The sequence below is a fragment of the Pseudomonas sp. TE36184 genome (assembly GCF_054060055.1).
On the sequence record NZ_JBSSCU010000001.1, the window covers coordinates 699,897 to 715,243 of the forward strand.

Genomic DNA, 15,347 nt, shown 5'->3' on the forward strand with positions numbered 1-15,347 from the left:
AAGGCGGGGCGACTGGATAAAGGCAGGCACGGCAAGTCGCGCGACGCGCAGCAGGGCTCGATCAATTGGCCGGGCACCTTGCTCGGCGGGCGGCCGCAGTCTCGTGAGGACCTGCGTTTCCACCTGCGCAGCCGCTCGGCCCAGCAGTTATGGTTGGTGATTGTCGACGCGTCGGCGTCGACGCGGCGGCATCGTGCATTGACCGATGCCAAAGGGTTATTGGCGCAACTGATGGATGACGCCTACCGCCAGCGGGCGCGCATGGCATTGCTGACGGCGAGCGGGCAGTCGCCGAAGTGGCAGGTGCAGGGCCTGAAAGCCGCGAAAAGCCTGGCTGGCTGGCTCGATCAGCTCGGCGCGGGTGGCGGTACGCCGCTGTTGGCCGCGCTGGGCGAGGCGGCGCAATGGCTGGCGGCACGCAGAACGCGTTTCCCCACCGAACAGCAGCGGTTGCTGGTGGTGACCGACGGACGACTCAAGGAGATTGCCGGGTTGCCATCGCTGGAGTGCCCGGGGTTATTGGTCGATATCGAGCGCGGGCCGATTCGGTTGGGGAGGGCGCGAGAACTGGCTCAGCGCCTGTGCTTGGATTATCGACATATCGATAGTTTTTAGGCTCTAAAACCAGATCGGGAAGTGTCGCTCTTGTAAAGTCGAATCTTCCGACATTAATCACCGATAACAAATCTTTACTCTCTGGGCTTTCGCGTCCAGGAGTAAAGGGAATGACTTCCAGCGTACTGCCGAGGGTTCTTTTCGATCATGGCCGGCACACCCTGAGTGTGCGCAACATCGAAGCCCGTCTCGACGTGTTGGCCTTTGAAGGCCACGAACACCTGAGCCAACCCTTCACCTATCGCGTGGAATTCACCAGCACCGAACGTGACCTCGCCGCCGAAACCCTGCTTGGCCAGGACGCCCGTTTCAGCCTGCACGCCGCCCCGCAAAAACCACCGGCCTCAGGCTTCAGCGCGCCCGCGGTCAAACCGCTGCGCACCTTGCACGGTGTGGTCACCGGCTTCAAGCGTCAGTCCGGCTCGAACGACCAGGCCCGTTATGAAATCACTCTGCAGCCGCGCCTGGCCCTGCTCGGCCAAGGCAGACAATTTCGCATCTACCAGCATCAATCCGTGCCACAGATCGTCGAAAGCATCCTGCGCAGCCGCCACGATTTTGAAGGCCAGGACTTTCTGTTCAGCCTGAAACGCGACTACCCCAGGCGCGAGCAGGTCATGCAATACGGCGAAAGCGACCTGGCCTTCATCGAGCGCCTGCTCGCCGACGTCGGCATCTGGTACCGCTTCACCAGCGACGAACGCCTGGGTATCGATGTGGTCGAGTTCTGCGACGATCAGCGCCTCTACCAGTTCGACATCGCGCTGCCGTATCGCCCGCAATCCGGGTTGGGCAGCAGCGGGCAGGACGCGGTGTGGCACCTGCAATCGAACCACCGGGTGGTCGAACAACAGGTGCATATCCGCGCCTACCACCCCCGCGACGCCGGCGCCCACCTGAGCGGCGAGATCGACCAGAGCCGCGGCGCCAGTGGCACCTACGGCGAGGCCTACCACTACGCCGAACCCTACACGACCCTCGGCGACCGGCTGGATCAGGACGAAGACCTGCTCAGTGAAAGCGGCTACTTCTACGCACGCCTGCGCCATGAGCGTTACCTCAACGCCCAGACCCAACTCAGCGGCATCACCAGCAGCGCCACGTTGGCGCCGGGGCAGGTGCTGCACATCACCGGCGGCGCGCCCGAAGCCTTCACACCGGGCGCGGTGATCACCGGCCTGACCACCACCGCCGCCCGCGACAGCAGCTTGGTCGCCACGTTCCAGGCCATACCCTATTCAGACACCGTGTGCTTTCGCCCCGCACTGCAGCCCAAACCCCAAATCGCCGGCACCGTCCCGGCCCGCGTCACCAGCCCACAGGCCAACGACCCCTACGGCCACATCGACCTCGAAGGGCGCTACAAGGTCAACTTCCTGTTCGACCGCGACACCTGGAAACCCGGCGAAGAAAGCCTATGGCTACGCCTAGCCCGCCCCTACGCCGGAGATACCCACGGCCTGCACCTGCCGTTGATTCCCGGCACCGAAGTGGCCATCGCCTTTGAACAAGGCGACCCAGACCGGCCCTACATCGCGCACGCGTTGCACGATAGCCAGCATGTCGATCATGTGACCTTGCGTAACTACAAACGCAACGTGCTGCGTACCCCGGCGAATAACAAGCTGCGGATGGATGACACGCGGGGGCGGGAGCATATCAAGGTCAGTACTGAGTATGGAGGTAAGAGCCAGCTGAACCTGGGGCATTTGGTGGATGGTCAGCGTAAAAAACGTGGGGAAGGGTTTGAGCTACGTACAGATGCTTGGGGGAGCATTCGTGCAGGCAAAGGGTTGTTCATCAGTGCGGATATACAGGCCAAGGCTTCTGGTGATGTGCTCACCATGGCGCCAGCCACCGATCTGGTCGCGGGAGCCACACAACAAATCGCTGACTGGCAGGCAATCGCCCAGTCTCATCGCAGTCGCAAACCCGCCATTGATGGTCTGCAACAGTTCCAGGACCACGCCAAAGACCTGAACGCCTCAGCCATCCTACTCAGTGCGCCCAAGGGCATTGGTGCGGTAACCCCTGAAAGCCTGCTGCTCAAAAGCGGCGAGGCGATGTATGTGCAAAGCAACGATGAGATCAACCTGGCAGCCGCTCAACGGCTGTCCGTCCACGCGAATCAGGCCATTTCCCTGCTTGCCCAGCAGGAAGGCATGCGCCTGGTGTCCGGCAAGGGGCCGCTGGAAATCGAATCCCACAACGACGTGTTGAATCTGATTGCCCAGCAAGACATCACCCTGCAGACCGTACAGGGGCATCTGCAACTGACGGCTAAAAACGGCATCACCTTGGCGTGTGGTGGCGGGTATATCCGCATCACACCCGGCGGCGCTATCGATATCCACACCCCGGGCAAGCTCAACCTTAAAGGCCAACACGTCTGGGAAACCACGACCAGCCAGCGCTTTCCTTTGCGTGAGTTGCCGCAGTCGGTGTGCGAAGAGTGCCTGAAAATTGCTCAAACGCAAGCAGCGGGCGCGGTCATGCGCGCCACCGACTGAGGGTAGAAAAATGCAAGAACACTACACACGCTGGATCGAGCAAATAGAAAGCCTGTGCGGTTCCGCGAACGTGGGGCATGTCGATGTCGTGGTTGATCAAGCCGCCTGGGATGTATCCCTATTGCCGGCCCTTCGCCTTATGGAACCGGGCATGCGCTGGTTTTCTTTATTCAGTGCAACACCAGAAGAGGCACTGTTGACGCAGGCGCCCATTTTGATGCGAATCAACCTCGACGACTGGCGGCACAAAGCCTGGCTGGAAGAACTGATTGAGCAAGTCGGGCATCTGCCACGCCTCATGCTGTTGATTTCACCTATGCCGTTTGATGTTTTGGCTAAGTCCCTTCAGGGGCTCTCGCAGCTTGAGTGGGGAGGCCAGTCGGGATTGCTGCGCTTCTATGACCCCCGCGTAATGCCCGAAGTGTTGGCCAGCGTATTGAGCCCAGAACAGAAAGAGCAATTTCTGCGCGTGACCCTGTTCTGGAGTTGGCTGAACCGGGACCAGCAGCCTGTCTGGCAGCCTGGTACCTATCGGTCGAATCAGCCCCTGGCTGAAACCTTTCCTCCCATCAACTTGGCTGACGCTCAATTTGACCGGTTGGGCAGCATCAGTGACGCACAGAATCTGTTCGAAGTTGCCAGGGCGAGGTTTTCGGAACTTTCCCATGAGCAGTGTTTTGCATGTTGTTATCGCGTAGTGCTGCAAGCCAGTCAAGAAAACTATTTTGGTGACTTGAAATTATACGCAGAGTTGCATTGGAGTAGGGCGGATGTTGTCTAGCTGATAGGCCTTAGTTGTCTGTTGAGCAATGCAAGTGGGTCCATGCCGAACTTTGGTGCGAATAAGGAGTAGAGGGTGAGCTATTTAAAAAGCAGCACTATGTACCAATGGGTGGGCGGTTGTTTGCTTGTTTTACTCGCCGGGTGCTCGGTAGGGGAGTCCAAGTTTTTAGCGGGTAATTTGAATGGAGTGAACCACACATCAGCGGCCATTAATCACTTTTCGGTGAATGGCTATGGTGGCGCCAATATATCTCCCCATGGTTATGGTGGTGGGATGTGCTGTGCGATGTTGCCAAGGCAATGGCAGCCAGGCTTGAAGCTTGAAGTGGAGTGGGAAACTGATCCGAACCCCTATGCAAAATCTCCGCCTTTAGGTTCGGATGCATTTCGAATTTTTATGGCCAAACATAAAACCAACTACCAACAACACAGTGCCATAGTAGAGCTTCCTCCTTATGAGGATAGATTGTGTGCGTTGGAAGTGCATTTTTTACCCTGTAATCAAGTCAAGGTATCCACCTCCTGTTGGCGCTATCCATCACCCAATAGCCCCATCAAGGAACCATTGGAAATGAATGAACCAGCCATATGTCCGAAGTGAAGAGCGCCGAATCGGTTTATGTGTCTGACTTTTCCAAGAAAGGATGTTTATCCAGTGAGTCGCAGGAGGTTCTGAATGAAAGAGGTTTGGCGCAGGTATTTTTCTTACAGAGCTTAAGTGTGAATAAGGAGCATGGGATGAACTATTTAGAAGGCAGTGCTATGTGCCGATGGCTGGGCGGTTGTTTGCTTTTGTTACTGGCTGGGTGCTCGGTGGGGGAGTCTAAATTTTTAGCGGGAAATTTGAATGGAGTGAACCACACGTCAGCGGCCATTAATTACTTTTCGGTAAATGGCTATGGTGGCGCCAATATATCTCCGCATGGTTATGGTGGTGGGATGTGCTGTGCGATGTTGCCAAGGCAATGGCAGCCAGACTTGAAGCTTGAAGTGGAGTGGGAAACTGATCCTAATCCTTATGCGAGGCTTAAGCGAAAAACATCCGGGTACGGTCCTGATGAAGAAGCTTATGCCAAGCATAAAGCGAACTACCAACAACATAGCGCCATAGTAGAGCTTCCTCCTTATGAGGATAGATTGTGTGCGTTGGAAGTGCATTTTTTACCCTGCAATCAAGTCAAGGTATCCACCTCCTGTTGGCGCTATCCGTCACCCAATAGCCCCATCAAAGAGCCATTGGAAATGAAGGAGCCAGCCGTATGTCCGAAGTGAAGGGCGCCAAATCGGTTTATGTGTCTGACTTTTTCCAAGAAAGGATGTTTATCCAGTGAGTCGCAGGAGGTTCTGAATGAAAGAGGTTTGGTGCAGGTATTTTTCTTACAGAGCTTAAGTGTGAATAAGGAGCATGGGATGAACTATTTAGAAGGCAGTGCTATGTGCCGATGGTTGGGCGGTTGTTTGCTTTTGTTACTGGCTGGGTGCTCGGTGGGGGAGTCTAAATTTTTAGCGGGAAATTTGAATGGAGTGAACCACACGTCAGCGGCCATTAATTACTTTTCGGTGAATGGCTATGGCGGCGCCAATATATCTCCGCATGGTTATGGTGGTGGGATGTGCTGTGCGATGTTGCCAAGGCAATGGCAGCCAGGCTTGAAGCTTGAAGTGGAGTGGGAAACTGACCCGAACCCCTATGCAAAATCTCCGCCTTTAGGCTCGGATGCATTTCGAACTTTTATGGCCAAACATAAAACCAACTACAAACAACACAGTGCCATAGTAGATCTCCCAGCTTATGAGATAGAAAAGCTGTGTTCATTAAAAGTTCATTTCTTGCCGTGCAATCAGATCAAAGTCACAACTGCCTGTATGGCTTATGGCCAACCTGGATATCCGATTAAAGAACCATTGGAAATGAAGGAGCCAGCTATATGTCCGAAGTGAAGAGCACCGAATCGGTTTATGTGCCGGCCTTATTTCCAAAGGCGGGGCGTCTACCCAGTGATCCGCAGAAGGTAAGCGATAATTACGACTTGCAAATGGCCGAGACGGAGCGGTATCGCCAGGAGTTGAATGCGCGGCGCGGTTTGCGTGGTGCTTCCACTTGCGCACGCAGTCTGCATATCAGCTTGTTCTTTGACGGTACTAACAACAATGAACCCTACGACACCCATAAGGCCACGCCGCCCCATCCGACCAATATCGCTCGGCTCTACCACGCCACTCTGGAGCAGCCGGAAAGTGGCTACTTTCGTTATTACATCCCCGGTGTGGGCACCCCTTTCCCTGAAATTGGCGAGCTGGACTTCAGCATGCGCGGGTTGGCCTTCGCCAATCGAGGGGAGGACAGGATTAATTGGGGGCTATTGCAAATTGCCGATGCGCTGTCCTTCACCCTGAACAACAAGCAGGGGTTGGATCTGCCAGTCGCCCAGGCCAAGCTCAAAGCCATGGCCACCACCTGGCCGCTGACTGCGCTGGGTAAAAGCAGCCGGCGCCAGGCGATGGCCTCGCTGCTGGAGCCCTTGCGGACCAAGGTCGCGACCGTGCAGCCTAAGGTGCTGGCGATCAAGTTGTTCGTCTATGGTTTTTCCCGTGGGGCGGCCGAGGCTCGTACCTTCGTTACCTGGTTGAGTGAGCTGTTCGATACCCCGCAAGGGGCCGAACACCCAGAGCAGGCATTATTGGGACTGCCGTTGACCATCGAGTTTCTTGGCTTGCTTGACACCGTGGCTTCGGTGGGCAGCGCCCATGCCGCGCCCTTTGCCGACGGGCATATGGACTGGGCCGATGGCACGCAGCAGTTACCCGATGTCAAGATATTCCCCGAGTGGATCAAGGTCTGCCGGCATTTTGTCGCGGCCCATGAGCAGCGCTTGTGCTTCCCGTTGGACTCGATCCGTTATGCAGATGGCCTTTATCCCCCTTATGCCCGAGAGGTGGTCTACCCCGGAGTGCACTCGGATGTGGGCGGCGGTTACCCACCGGGGGATCAAGGCAAGGCGCGAGGCGGTTCGGGCGAGTTGCTGTCGCAGATTGTGCTGCATGACCTGTATGCGGAGGCTTTTGCGGCTGGTGCACCGTTGACGGTGCCTAAGACGGTGGTGCCGGATAAGCTGCGGCAGATTAAACCAGAGCGCACCATGTCGACAGAGAGCGACTACGAGTTCGTTCTTGATGAGGTACTCATCGACCGCTTCAACGCCTGGCGCAACACCCTGGGCCTAACCGAAGAAACCACCCCACCAACCCCGTCTAACGGCCCATCCCTACGCCTGGGCCACTCCCTCGAAGACGCCATGGCCGCGCAATTGGCCTGGCTCACTGGCTGGCGCATCGAGCGTCTGGGCCGTGGCAGTTACGTCAATCAACCTTTTTACGGCCAAGCCACACAGACCAATGCATCGCTGGAAGCGGCGCAAAAAGCCAAACGTGAGGCTGAGATAGCCATCGCCAAAGAAAAGCGCAAGGCGGCCCGGGGTCAGGAGAACGAAGCACAGCTTCTGTTGGGAACGGCCAGCCCGCCGGCTTACGAACCGGTAAGGGATCAGCAGCAGATCCGCGAGGCCGCTGTGGAGTTCGAACACGACTACCAAGGTTGGCGGCGCGATCAGACCAGCGTGGCAGGCTGGGTCGTCGATGTGGCGCTTAGGGACACGGTGTACCTGCTCAATGACGACGACGAGCAGCAGGAGTATGAGCGGATCAAGGCCGAGGGTGAAATGCGCGCCAAGGAGCTGTTTGTTGAGCTCGGGAACAACAGCAATAAGTTTCGCGTCAGCGATTCGCCGCAGAAAGCTGCGCTGGTCGGGCTATTTGACGACCAGATGCATGACTCGCGTGCCTGGTTTATGCACGACGCTACGAGTTCACGGGAGTTGTGGGGGGATTATTTTCGTTACCGCATGGTGTATTTCGGCGACGAGACCAACAAGCGTATGACCCCGGTGGTGGTGGCCGGGCGTGTGGTGGGCATCGCATTGGTACTGGGCGGGGTGTACAGCATCCGTCGTCATGGCTGGAAAGGTCTGGCAGGCACGCTGGCTGGTGCATCAGTGGGCTACCAGGTGATCGATGTCGTCAGTGGCAAAGTGGAGCCTTTCCTGCCCGGGGCGGAGAAAATCCTGCAACCGACCTTTGCGATCGGTGAGGTGGTGGCGCAGCAAACGCAAGCCATTATCGAGGGTGAAGAGGCCCTGCGCAGGCAGAACATGTTGGACTATCTGAAACGCACTGGCGGGTTGGTCGAACAGGTTAAGGAGCTGGTGTCATGATGCCCCTGGTACGCATGGGCGACCCACTGCACCCGTTTGGCGGTGAGGTTTTGTCGGGGCACTACAAATCCTTCGGCAAACCAGTGGCCTGCGTGGATGATCAAGTTCGCTGCAACCTGCATGGCATTACGCACATTATCGAAGGCGCTTCGGGTTCAACCATGGACGGCAAGCCTGTGGCGCTGCACGGCCATCGTTGCGCGTGTGGTTGCCAGTTGGTCAGCACCCTGCCGGCCACTTCAATGGTGGTTGCGCCATGAACCGTCCGCCTGAGTACCCCGACGTTATCGAACCGGGCGAGCCGCGTTGGCGCAGTTGGTGGTTGGGGTTGGCACTGCCGTGGGGAGTGCAGTCGGCCGTTTTGCTGATGCTGTGGCCCCAGGCGCAACCGCGCCTGGAATGGTGGCTGTGGAGTGCGGTGCTGCCTCTGTGCTGGGCGCTGATTCTGGCGGTGCGTGTGTTGGTGTGGCAGATCGAGCTGTTCAACCGCAAGGTGTATCTGCGCGCGCTGGAGGCCGCCATGCAGGCTTGGTGGCAACGGCGCTCGCTGGGTTTACCGGTGCAGGATGTGTTGTTGCTCGGCCCGGCGGGTGACATGCAAGAAGACTACCTGAACTTGATGACAAGCGTCTCGCCACCCTTGGCGATACCCGGCGCTACACAGCCCATGTTGCGTTGCCCACTGTCGCTGAGCTTGATCAGCGAGCGTGAACCTGCACTGGCACGGCATCTCGCCCGTTTAACCTTGGCCCTCCCGGGGTTGTCCGAGTGCTGGCCACAGTTGCGGGCAATTGCCTGGGTGGGGGATGAGAGCGGCCAGGCTGCTTTCGTTGAGGCGTTGGTCCGGGCGGGAGTGGTGTTGCCCGAGGCCCGTTTGCTGCTACAGAACCTGACTGATTTGGATGACCTGATCGATACCTTCCATCGCGATTGCCGTGGCGAGGACGACTGGTTGTTGTGCGCCGGCGTGGCGTCGGTGGCAAGTGCCGAAGAGGGCGAGCTGGGGGGTGAAGCGGGTTTCTTCTGGCGAGTGAGCTGGCCGGGGCGGCAGTTGGTGCATCGCGGTGAATACCTTGCAAGCCAGTCGCCCGTCGAGCTGTGTGCACAGATGCAGCGTTACGCCGGACTGCAATCTGCGCCGACCACCTGCCTGGCACTGGATCGAGCCAGCCAGGCTGCGTTTGTAGAGGGCGGTTGGTCGACGGTCGAACATCAACTGGCCGGGCAATGGGGCGTGCTGGCGCACCTGGCGCCGTTTATCGGGATGTCCCTGGCATTGCTGCAAGCGGGGGCGACGGGTCAGCCCTGTGGTTGGCTGAGCCAGGATGGAAACCAACGATTGGCGATTGGAGTGGCGGTGCCTTATGGCAACAGTTAAGGATGTGGGTAAGGGCTCGTTGGTTCGCGTGGGGTTGGGCTATCTGCTGATCATGACGCTGCTGGTACTGCTCGGTGGTCTGTTGTATGGCTTGTGCAGCGGCTATCTGGGCTGGCCGAAAATGCCGCTCAAGCAATTGCTGCTGTGGGGGCTGGGGGTGTGGTTCGCGCTCTGCTGGTTCTGCCCGGTCATTTTGCTGGCCTGGGATCGTCTGGCGTTTCGCCAGGCACAGCAGGTCGTGAGGGCGGTCACCCAAACGCCGAACTCGCGATTGAACCGGGAACCCGCGTCGCCAGATGCGGTAAAAGTGCGCGAGCACCTACGCGAGCACTACGGCCTCTTCTGGCGCCACAAAACCCGCCTGCTGCTCATCATCGGCGAACCCACCGAAATCGAAGCCATCGCCCCCACCCTGGCCGCTCACCAATGGCTCGAAGGCCAAGGCACTGTCCTGCTGTGGGGCGGCAGTGCGCAGGCCGCGCTGGATCAGTCTTTCCTCAAGCAATGGAGCGGCCTCAGCCGCTGGCGTGCGCTGGACGGAGTCGTCTGGGCGCTGAACGAAACCCAGGCCGCCGACGATGTCGCGATGGGCAAAGGTGTACGCCAGGTGCAGCGCCTTGCCCGTGACTTGCGCTGGCAGTTGCCGTTATCCCTCTGGCAGGTCTGCGGCAGTGCATGGGCGCAGGACACGCGCAAAGCGCAGCCGGTGGGCTGTCAGTTGCCCGCGCGCTTCTCGGCGGCGGTATTGGACGCCGCGCTGAATCGTTTGCTGGAGCCTTTGCGTCGCGCGGGTTTGGCGCAGATGAACGCGGTGATGAAGGATGATTTTCTGCTGCGTCTGTCGCGGGATTTAAAGGGCGAGGGCATTGATCGTTGGCGTCACACCTTGGCGCATCTGGCCGGCGAATTTGCCCGTGGCGTGCCGTTGCGGGGGGTGTGGTTCAGCCTGCCGGTACAGCGCTCGCCGCATGATCAACAACAGGCGTGGTCGGTGGCCCCGGTGTGGCACGGCGTACTCGGCGATAACGCCCGTGGCCGCCGACTGGGTTGGAGCGTGCCGCGAGTTGGCTACGCGCTGGTGCTGGGTTTGGCGACGTTATGGGGAGCAGGACTGCTGCTGTCATTCATCAGCAACCGCACGCAGATCGCCCAGGTACACAGCTCGTTGTCGACCTTGCAACGCGCATCACAAGGCGACGAACAGCTCCAGGCCCTTCATGAACTGGTCCGCGAATTGGCGCGTCTGGATGATCGCGTTCAAGGCGGCGCTCCGTGGTATCAGCGCTTCGGCCTGAATCAAAACCCAGTGCTGCTTGAAACCGTGTGGCCGCGCTACGTCGAAGCCAATAACCGCCTGATCCGCGACCCGGCCGTCGCCGCTTTACGCCAGCAGCTCACGGCCCTGGTCAAGCTGGCCCCGGACAATCCCGAGCGCGCCGAACGCGCCCGTGCTGCCTACGACCAGCTCAAGGCCTACCTGATGATGGCGCGTCCGGCAAAAGCCGACGCCAGTCTGCTGGTGAAAACCCTCGGCGAAGTCGAGCCTTCCCGCGCGGGCCTCTGGCAAGCCCTGGGCCCCACTTTGTGGCAGTTTTACGCTGAACACCTGGCCGCCAATCCAACTTGGCGCATCGACACCGATGCGCGGCTGGTCGCGCAAGTCCGGCAGGTCCTGCTCGGCCAACTGGGTCAGCGCAATGCCGAAGCCAATCTGTACCAGCAATTGCTCGATGACGCCGCCCATCACTACCCGGCCCTGGGCCTGCCGCAACTGGTCGGCGACACCGACGCCCAGGCCCTGTTCACCACCGAGGCCTGCGTGCCCGGCGTGTTCACCCGCCAGGCCTGGGAAGGCTCGGTGCGCCACGCCATCGATGCGATCGCCGAGGCGCGCCGCGAGGAAATCGATTGGGTGCTCAGCGACCAACCTGCCGATGTCGACACCCGCCTGAGCCCTGACCAACTGCGCAACCGCCTCACCGAACGCTACTTCCAGGACTACGCCAGCGCCTGGCAGGATCTGCTCAACAGCCTGCGCTGGCAGCAGGCCGCGAGTCTCGATGAGTCAATCGACCAATTGACGCTGATGAGCGACGTGCGCCAATCGCCCTTGATCGCGCTGCTGAACAGCGTGGCCTACCAGGCGCAGGCGGGCAGCCGACCCCAGGCCCTGGCCGACTCGCTGGTGCAGTCCGCGCAAAAGTTGATCGGGCCGGACAAGGCTCCAGCGATCGAACCGTTGGCCCAGGCCGCCACGGGGCCGCTGGCGGCGACCTTCGGCCCGTTATTGGCGCTGCTGGACAAGTCCAACACAGACGGCCTCAGTCTCCCGGCCTTCCTCACCCGCGTGACACGGGTGCGTTTGAAACTGCAGCAGATCAGCACCGCGCCCGACCCGCTGGAAATGACCCAGGCCCTGGCACAAAGCGTGTTTCAAGGCCGCAGCATCGACCTCACCGACACCCAATCCTATGGCGCCCTGCTGGCCGCCAGCCTGGGCGCGGAGTGGGGCGGGGCGGCGCAGACGCTGTTCGTGCAGCCGCTGGAACAGGCCTGGCAACGCGTGTTGCAACCCTCCGCCGCCGGCCTCAACAGCCACTGGCAGCGCTCGATCGTCAGCCATTGGAACGCCGCCTTCGCCAGCCGCTACCCGTTTGCCGCCACCACCAGCGATGCGTCGTTGCCGATGTTGGGGCAGATGATCCGCGCGGACTCCGGGCGCATCGCACAGTTTTTACAGCAGCAATTGAGCGGCGTGCTGCGCAAGGAAGGTAGCCGTTGGGTAGCCGATCCGCGCCACAGCCAGGGCCTGCGTTTCAACCCGCAGTTTCTTAGCGCGATCAATCAACTGAGCGAACTGGCCGATGTGCTCTACACCGACGGCGGCATGGGGCTGAGCTTTGAACTGCAAGGCAAACCCGTGCGCGACGTGGTGCAAACCACCTTCATCCTCAACGGCGACCGGCACCAGTACTTCAACCAGAAAGAAAGCTGGCAGCGTTTCAACTGGCCGGGGCGCAGCGACTATCCCGGCGTGAGCCTCAGCTGGACCAGCGTGCATGCCGGCGAGCGGTTATTTGGCGACTACCCCGGCACCTGGGGCCTGATCCGCCTGCTGGAAAACGCCCAAGTCACGCCATTGGACGACGGCAACAGCCGCTACCGCCTGGCCCTCAAGGCGCCCGACGGCCTGAACCTGACGTGGCACCTGCGCACCGAACTGGATGCGGGGCCGCTGGCGTTGCTCAAGCTGCGTGATTTCAGGTTGCCGCAACAGATATTTCTCAATGAGGGCGCCGCAGAAGAACCCTATGCGCAGAACGGGAGTTTCGAACTCCGGTGAATCACTGCCGCCATCGGCGCGCTGACGTAACCAAGGAACACCCTTAACAGGTATTGGATACAAAGGATGTGTAATGCAAAAAAATAAAACTTATCTTCGGGACCATGGCCACGCTCCATTCAAATTCGGCGAGGGGCGTATCAGCGGTTATATCTGCGCTGCGCTCGGGCTGTTGAGTCTGCTGGCCGTGTTGTGTTTTTTGCTTCCCGAGTGGCTGACCACGACCGAACTGCGCAAGGTTTACAACGAACAATTGGCGCGTAGCCTGCTACTGCTCGGATTGGCGCTCCTCATCTCCGCGGCGGTCTTTATTCCGCTGGAAAAGCTGTATGCCAAGAATGCGGTGCCGTGGTTATGGCGCTTCCATGCAGTACACCATTCGAGTACGGCGATGGATTGGCTGGCCGGCTCGCGTATCCACTTTGTCGAAGTTCTACTGACGCGCACCGCCGTACTGATGCCGCTGATGTTGCTGGGCTTTTCTGCGCAGGCATTGAATGCCTATGTGGTGCTGGTCGGCGTCCGGGCGGTGCTGGCTCATGCCAATGTGTGCATCAAAGGTGGTTGGCTGGAATACGTATTGGTACTTCCACGCTACCACCATTGGCACCATGCCCGTCATCCAGACTACCGCTACAAAAACTATGCGATTCACCTGCCGCTGATCGATAGGGTGTTTGGAACATTCAAATTGCCCGCAAAGGACTGGCCAACGCGTTACGGAGTGTTTGGCGAACCGTTGCCGGACGGCATTCTGCGTCAGCATCTATATCCATTCCAAAAGCGTGTGCAGAAGTGCGGCAAGCATGAGGGTGTAACACAGCCCGCTGGTGTGAGCGAGGGGGCCGAATGAGCCTGCGCGCCTTGATCGCCCGCTGCCTTGGGGAGCGTGACGCACTGTCTGTCGCACACGAACACGCCGCCCACTGGCAACCCTGGCTACACCCCATCAGCACCGAATCCCCTGTCGGCGACGACCCCGGCTACGACGATGACTTCCAACGCATGCGCGAAGAAGTCAACAAACTGTCGGGTGCCGATGCCGAGCAGGTTGCCCAACTGGCGCAGAAGCTGCTGACCCAGCGCTGCAAGGACCTGCGCGTCGCCACGTACTACCTGTGGGCGCGCTTGCACAAGGACGGCGAACTCGGTTTGGCGGATGGCTTGAGCCTGTTGGCCGCGCTGGTGGAGCGCTTTGCCGACGCGGTGCTGCCCAGCCGTCCGAACAGCCGCAAGATGGCCCTGGAATGGTTGGCCAGTGGCAAGGTGTTGGACACGCTGTCGCTGTACCCGGAAGTGGTCAAGGCCGAAGCCGAGCGCACCGCCGCCGCGCTCGCCTGGCTGGAGCGCGGCTTGAGTGGGTGGGCGCCGGAGCAGCGTCCGGATCTGCAGCCGCTGTACGCGGCATTGTCGGCGCGACTGGCGCAGTCCGGCGGGATGGACGCATTGGTCCCGCAACACACCGCCAGCCTTGAGTCGACTGTGCATGCCAACGCGTCGCCGCCGACGATGATCAAATCCGGGCGGGACCTGTTGGACAGCGGCCGGGCCCTGGCGAGCTACCTGCGCGAGCAACCCTTGGGCTGGCTGGCCGCTCACCGACTGATGAAGAGCTTGCGCTGGGACACCGTGCATCAGACACCGCCTCAGGAGGCCGACGGCAACACGCGCCTGGCGCCGCCGCGTGCAGACTATCGGGCACAGCTCAAGCGTTTGTACCTGCAACAGAACTGGGCGGAGTTGATCGAACAGGTCGAGCGGATGTATGCCGAAGGCGTGAACCATTTCTGGCTCGACCTGCAATGGTACCTGTATCAGGCCTTGAGCAAACAACCCGCACCGCAGGACCGCTGGGCCGCTATCACCAAACGTGACCTGGGCATGTTCCTCGAGCGCCTGCCGGGTCTGGAGGTGCTGTGCTGGAGTGACGGCACCCCGTTCGCCGACGAAACCACCCGCGAGTGGATTGCCCAGCACGTCAGCGGCAACCAACCCCAGCAATGGCTGCCCGTACCCTCGGCGGCCGTGGCCAGCAGTGATGCGGACATCTTGTCCCTGGAAGGTGAGGCCGTGGCCCAGGCCGACAGCGACGGCGTGGATCACGCGCTGGCGTGGCTGGCTGCGCGGCCCGGTATCGACAGCGGGCGCCAGCGCTGGCTGCTGCGCTTGCTGATGGCGCGGGTGGCCGAACAGCATGGCAAGAGCGACCTGGCCATTCACCTGCTGGGGGAACTGGACGCCACCGCGCAACGCCAGGCCCTGGCCGACTGGGAGCCGGCGCTGCATTTCGAGGTCAAGGCGCGCCTGCTCAAGCTGCTGCGCGTGAAAGCCCAACGCAACGACGCCGACAAACCCAGCCTGGCGCGGCGCATGGAAACCCTGCTGGCGGCGCTGGTCGCCATCGACCCGGTACGCGCCGCCGTGCTGTGCGGCTAACCCTTATCTAT

12 protein-coding genes are annotated in these 15,347 nt (G+C 60.1%); all 12 read left to right on the plus strand.

What is annotated here, in order from left to right; translation table 11 throughout:
• Positions 1 to 12: 12 nt before the first annotated feature.
• The 12 genes from ACVWZP_RS03250 to tssA all read left to right on the plus strand — a co-directional run bounded on the left by ACVWZP_RS03250 (position 13) and on the right by tssA (position 15,336).
• Positions 13 to 615 carry a vWA domain-containing protein gene (locus tag ACVWZP_RS03250; protein ID WP_457370383.1) on the plus strand — a complete coding sequence of 201 codons (603 nt, stop codon included), beginning with the start codon at positions 13 to 15 and terminating at the stop codon, positions 613 to 615.
• A 110-nt stretch (positions 616 to 725) separates the two neighbouring features.
• A complete protein-coding gene (locus ACVWZP_RS03255) occupies positions 726 to 3,125 on the plus strand; it encodes a type VI secretion system Vgr family protein (RefSeq protein ID WP_457369359.1) in 2,400 nt (799 codons plus the stop codon).
• 10 nt (positions 3,126 to 3,135) lie between these two features.
• The gene (locus ACVWZP_RS03260; RefSeq protein WP_057006126.1) at positions 3,136 to 3,906 is read left to right on the plus strand and encodes a DUF4123 domain-containing protein; all 771 of its coding nucleotides are present in this window, start codon (positions 3,136 to 3,138) and stop codon (positions 3,904 to 3,906) included.
• A gap of 75 nt (positions 3,907 to 3,981) precedes the next feature.
• A complete protein-coding gene (locus tag ACVWZP_RS03265) occupies positions 3,982 to 4,509 on the plus strand; it encodes a DUF3304 domain-containing protein (protein ID WP_457369360.1) in 528 nt (175 codons plus the stop codon).
• Positions 4,497 to 5,180 carry a DUF3304 domain-containing protein gene (locus tag ACVWZP_RS03270; protein WP_231589907.1) on the plus strand — a complete coding sequence of 228 codons (684 nt, stop codon included), beginning with the start codon at positions 4,497 to 4,499 and terminating at the stop codon, positions 5,178 to 5,180. The genes ACVWZP_RS03265 and ACVWZP_RS03270 overlap by 13 nt, the downstream gene beginning before the upstream one ends.
• 138 nt (positions 5,181 to 5,318) lie before the next feature.
• The gene (locus tag ACVWZP_RS03275) at positions 5,319 to 5,849 is read left to right on the plus strand and encodes a DUF3304 domain-containing protein (protein ID WP_262376954.1); all 531 of its coding nucleotides are present in this window, start codon (positions 5,319 to 5,321) and stop codon (positions 5,847 to 5,849) included.
• On the plus strand, positions 5,837 to 8,179 hold the full coding sequence (locus ACVWZP_RS03280) for a T6SS phospholipase effector Tle1-like catalytic domain-containing protein (RefSeq protein ID WP_457369361.1): 2,343 nt from the start codon (positions 5,837 to 5,839) through the stop codon (positions 8,177 to 8,179). Before ACVWZP_RS03275 ends, ACVWZP_RS03280 begins: the two co-directional genes overlap by 13 nt.
• A complete protein-coding gene (locus ACVWZP_RS03285) occupies positions 8,176 to 8,439 on the plus strand; it encodes a PAAR domain-containing protein (RefSeq protein WP_275959689.1) in 264 nt (87 codons plus the stop codon). Before ACVWZP_RS03280 ends, ACVWZP_RS03285 begins: the two co-directional genes overlap by 4 nt.
• A gap of 107 nt (positions 8,440 to 8,546) precedes the next feature.
• Positions 8,547 to 9,557 (plus strand): hypothetical protein, encoded by a 1,011-nt coding sequence (locus tag ACVWZP_RS03290; protein ID WP_457370384.1) that lies wholly within the window; start codon positions 8,547 to 8,549, stop codon positions 9,555 to 9,557.
• Entirely contained in the window at positions 9,544 to 12,900 is a 3,357-nt protein-coding gene (locus ACVWZP_RS03295) for an ImcF-related family protein (RefSeq protein ID WP_457369362.1), read from the plus strand. The genes ACVWZP_RS03290 and ACVWZP_RS03295 overlap by 14 nt, the downstream gene beginning before the upstream one ends.
• A 73-nt stretch (positions 12,901 to 12,973) precedes the next feature.
• Positions 12,974 to 13,753, plus strand: a complete 780-nt coding sequence (locus ACVWZP_RS03300; RefSeq protein ID WP_457369363.1) for a sterol desaturase family protein — start codon at positions 12,974 to 12,976, stop codon at positions 13,751 to 13,753.
• Positions 13,750 to 15,336, plus strand: a complete 1,587-nt coding sequence (gene tssA, locus ACVWZP_RS03305; protein ID WP_457369364.1) for a type VI secretion system protein TssA — start codon at positions 13,750 to 13,752, stop codon at positions 15,334 to 15,336. The genes ACVWZP_RS03300 and tssA overlap by 4 nt, the downstream gene beginning before the upstream one ends.
• Positions 15,337 to 15,347: the final 11 nt, after the last annotated feature.